This is a genomic window from Sulfurimonas crateris, assembly GCF_005217605.1.
Lineage (GTDB): Bacteria > Campylobacterota > Campylobacteria > Campylobacterales > Sulfurimonadaceae > Sulfurimonas > Sulfurimonas crateris.
The window spans coordinates 1-3,428 of the sequence record NZ_SZPX01000011.1; the positions used below are offsets into that span (position 1 = coordinate 1).

The window sequence follows — 3,428 nt, forward strand, 5'->3', positions numbered from 1 at the left end:
AAGAAGATTTACATTTGGTTTTAAACCAAAAGTTCATTAAATTATCATTGTTAAAGTCAATAAAATATAGTTATAAGAGATAACTAGAGATAAGAAGAGCGATCTTTGTATTTCTACGTAAATCAAATTATAAATATATCAACTAAATAACTACAATTAAACAGGCACTATTTTACATTAAGTAAGGTAGTGAACGTAAATTAGAATAAAAAAGATATTAAGGGCCATAGGTGGATGCCTTGGCTAGTAGAGGCGATGAAAGACGTACTAGGCTGCGAAAAGCCTCGGGGAGCTGCCAAGAAGCTTTGATCCGGGGATTTCTGAATGGGGCAACCCGGCATGGCGCGAGTCATGTCACCCTACGGGGGGCGAACCAAGGGAAGTGAAACATCTCAGTACCTTGAGGAAGAGAAATCAAACGAGATTCCCATAGTAGCGGCGAGCGAACTGGGATTAGGGCACTTAGTGATAATATATTTGTTAGCCGAACACTTTGGAAAGAGTGGACATAGAGGGTGATATTCCCGTAAGCGAAAACATTTATATGGTACTAGACTAAGGAACGAGTAGGTCGGGACACGTGTTATCTTGACTGAATATGGGGGGACCACCCTCCAACCCTAAATACTACTACTAGACCGATAGCGAACAAGTACCGTGAGGGAAAGGTGAAAAGAACTGCGGTGAGCAGAGTGAAATAGAACCTGAAACCTATGGCTTACAATCATTCGGAGCACTATTATATATAAGTGTGACGGACTGCCTTTTGCATAATGAGCCTGCGAGTTGTGGTATCTGGCAAGGTTAAGCGAACGCGAAGCCGTAGCGAAAGCGAGTCTTAATAGGGCGAATTAGTCAGATGCTGCAGACCCGAAACTGAGTGATCTATCCATGAGCAGGTTGAAGCTGGTGTAAGAGCCAGTGGAGGACCGAACCCGCTGGCGTTGAAAAGTCTTGGGATGACTTGTGGATAGGGGTGAAAGGCCAATCAAACTCAGTGATAGCTGGTTCTCTCCGAAATATATTTAGGTATAGCCTCGAGCAGTAGCATGAAGGGGTAGAGCACTGACAGGGCTAGGGCTGCTTACCGCGGTACCAAACCCTATCAAACTCCGAATACTTCATGTGTAACCTCGGGAGTCAGGCGGTGGGTGATAAAATCAATCGTCAAGAGGGGAACAACCCAGACTAGCAGCTAAGGTCCCAAAGTCTTGTCTAAGTGGAAAAGGATGTGAAGTTGCTGTGACAACCAGGAGGTTGGCTTAGAAGCAGCCACCCTTTAAAGAAAGCGTAACAGCTCACTGGTCTAGCGATTTTGCGCCGAAAATATAACGGGGCTAAGACAAGCACCGAAGCTCTAGGTTGTAGTACATCATTAAGTTCTCAGAGAAGAGATATTCAAAGAGTTATATTTAAAACTTTACGGAGTGAAGTTTTAAAATGCCTCAGGGGATAAGAGAGATACTTAGGATTTAATGATGTACTACAGCGGTAGGAGAGCGTTCCAGTCAGCGTAGAAGCCATACCGGCAAGGAGTGGTGGAGCGGCTGGAAGTGAGCATGCAGGCATGAGTAGCGAGAAAAGAAGTGAGAATCTTCTTCGCCGTAAACCCAAGGTTTCCTACGCGATGCTCGTCATCGTAGGGTTAGTCGGGACCTAAGTCGAGTCCGAGAGGGGTAGACGATGGCAAATCGGTTAATATTCCGATACCGACTGTTGTTCGCTTGAGTGATGGGGGGACGCATAGAGTTAATTGAGCTCACTGATGGAATAGTGGGTCGAAGGATGTAGGTTGTAAGGTAGGCAAATCCGCCTTACATTAGACCGAGATCTTACAGGCAGAGCAATCTCTTCGGAGAGCGCTTTGAATCAATGATACTGTCGTGCCGAGAAAAGCCTCTAAACGAGAACAACAGTTGCCCGTACCGTAAACCGACACAGGTGGGTGAGATGAGTATTCTAAGGCGCGTGGATGAACCCTGGTTAAGGAACTCTGCAAACTAGCACCGTATCTTCGGTATAAGGTGTGCCCTATTTGTAAGTGGACTTGCTCCACGAAGCATTGACGGGTCGCAGCAAAGTGTCCCTCCCGACTGTTTACCAAAAACACAGCACTCTGCTAACTCGTAAGAGGATGTATAGGGTGTGACGCCTGCCCGGTGCTTGAATGTTAAATGGATTGCTTAGCTCACGCGAAGGCTTGAAATGAAGCACAAGTAAACGGCGGCCGTAACTATAACGGTCCTAAGGTAGCGAAATTCCTTGTCGGTTAAATACCGACCTGCATGAATGGCGTAACGAGATGGGAGCTGTCTCAACCAGGGATCCAGTGAAATTGTAGTGGAGGTGAAAATTCCTCCTACCCGCGGAAAGACGGAAAGACCCCGTGCACCTTTACTATAGCTTGACATTGCTATTGGGATATTCATGTGCAGGATAGGTGGGAGCCGTTGAATCTATGACGCCAGTTGTAGATGAGGCATCCTTGAGATACCACCCTTGAATATTCTGATAGCTAACTCCGTACGATTATCTCGTACGAGGACAATGTCTGGTGGGTAGTTTGACTGGGGCGGTCGCCTCCTAAAAAGTAACGGAGGCTTACAAAGGTTCGTTCAGAAGGGTTGGAAATCCTTCGTAGAGTATAATGGCATAAACGAGCCTGACTGTAAGACATACAAGTCAAACAGAGTCGAAAGACGGTCATAGTGATCCGGTGGTTCTGTGTGGAAGGGCCATCGCTCAAAGGATAAAAGGTACGCCGGGGATAACAGGCTGATCTCCCCCAAGAGCTCACATCGACGGGGAGGTTTGGCACCTCGATGTCGGCTCATCGCATCCTGGGGCTGGAGCAGGTCCCAAGGGTATGGCTGTTCGCCATTTAAAGCGGTACGCGAGCTGGGTTCAGAACGTCGTGAGACAGTTCGGTCCCTATCTTCCGTGGGCGTAGGAGAGTTGAGGAGAGCTGACCCTAGTACGAGAGGACCGGGTTGGACGTGCCACTGGTGCACCAGTTGTTCTGCCAAGAGCATCGCTGGGTAGCTACGCACGGATGAGATAACCGCTGAAAGCATCTAAGCGGGAAGCCAACTCCAAGATGAACTCTCCCTGAAGTACGCTTGAAGACTACAAGCTTGATAGGCTGGATGTGTACGCAGAGTAATCTGTTTAGCTGACCAGTACTAATAGTACGTTTGTCTTTTTTACATATCGTTCACTACCTTACTTAGTGTACAGGTGTCTGATGTAGTTATTTAGAATATTGACTTTAACAATGAAAATCTTACTCCTCTAACCAAAAACGGTTATATCTAAGTACATAAAAGTATGTATTTAAATGTGACTGTCTAGGTGGCTATAGAGAGAGGGAAACGCCTGGCCCCATTCCGAACCCAGAAGCTAAGCCTCTCATCGCTGATAATACTGCA

At 46.6% G+C, this 3,428-nt stretch carries 2 rRNA genes; both read left to right on the forward strand.

Going from position 1 to position 3,428, the window contains the following annotated elements:
- Positions 1-207: 207 nt before the first annotated feature.
- Positions 208-3,207, forward strand: a 23S ribosomal RNA gene (locus FCU45_RS11515).
- A 140-nt stretch (positions 3,208-3,347) separates the two neighbouring features.
- Positions 3,348-3,428 (forward strand): 5S ribosomal RNA (gene rrf, locus FCU45_RS11520); the annotation flags it as partial.